The 907-nt window shown below is 52.3% G+C and carries 2 protein-coding genes; one reads left to right on the forward strand and one right to left on the reverse strand.

The features are described from left to right. Positions 1-408, forward strand: a 408-nt coding sequence (locus tag ACFWW2_RS01355; protein WP_393925564.1) for a DUF4375 domain-containing protein, incomplete at its 5' end; no start/stop codon positions are given. Positions 409-558: 150 nt separating this feature from the next. Here ACFWW2_RS01355 and ACFWW2_RS01360 read toward each other — a convergent pair. Continuing rightward, positions 559-907, reverse strand: a 349-nt coding sequence (locus ACFWW2_RS01360; protein WP_393925565.1) for a helix-turn-helix domain-containing protein, incomplete at its 5' end; no start/stop codon positions are given.

The following is a 907-nucleotide window of genomic DNA, read 5'->3' on the forward strand; positions in this document are numbered from 1 at the left end:
TTCCAATCGTTGCTCAGGCAGGCGGATGCTTTGGACGCGGTTTCAACAATCAGTGGGTTCTGGTCCCACCGCGCAGATGAAGCCCGGCCGATGTTTGGCCTGTCGCTACCTGAATACCAATGCCAACTTGTTCTTATTTATACTGGAGAGGTCGGCAACGGAGGCCATGTTCAGTTCTTCTCCAACAGAGGGCAGAAATACCTAGACGATCATTTGGCTGCACTTGAAGCTACATCGTTACATGCCTTCGTTGGCACCCTAAGTCGGGCACTGAACATGCAAGATGATATTGAAGGCCTGCATCTGCTTGATCAAGAGGTGTGGGAGCACAGTTTTGCAGTCGATGGTGCGTTACAAGATTTCTTGCGAAAGAACTCAAACATCGTGCTGAAGCCAGAGCGATGCTGAAGCAGACATTCAAGCTACAGAGCGCTAGGTCTGGTTCGTCCGCACTATGGCCGTCTCATGAGGACCAAGTGGGTGTCAGCGTTGGTCTAACAATCGGTTAAAACCGTACATTTGTGTCACCAGCGCAAAGGACCGTCTTCGCCGCAAAGGTTAAGCTTTAGCCTTTCGGCGTAGGGACGATGGTGGTCTGCCATAAAGTGCTTTGAACACATCATTGAAACGGCGGACGCTCTGAAATCCGGCTGCAAAGGCAATTTCAGACAGGGCCATATTTCCTGCGTCGATCAGCCGTTTTGCACGTTGTACTCGCGCGGTTGCGGCGACCTGGCTGGGACTCGCACCCGCATGTTTAGCAAAAAGCCGCGAAAGGTGACGTGATCCGATGCCGAGCTTATCTGCGAGATCATTGACGTTGTTTGCATCTAAAAACCCATCTTCGATCATTCGTAATGCACGTCCCACTGTGGTCGCTGTCCCAAGCCACGCGGGACTGCCGGGT

It is taken from the genome of Yoonia sp. R2-816 (assembly GCF_046762905.1).
Classification (GTDB): domain Bacteria; phylum Pseudomonadota; class Alphaproteobacteria; order Rhodobacterales; family Rhodobacteraceae; genus Yoonia.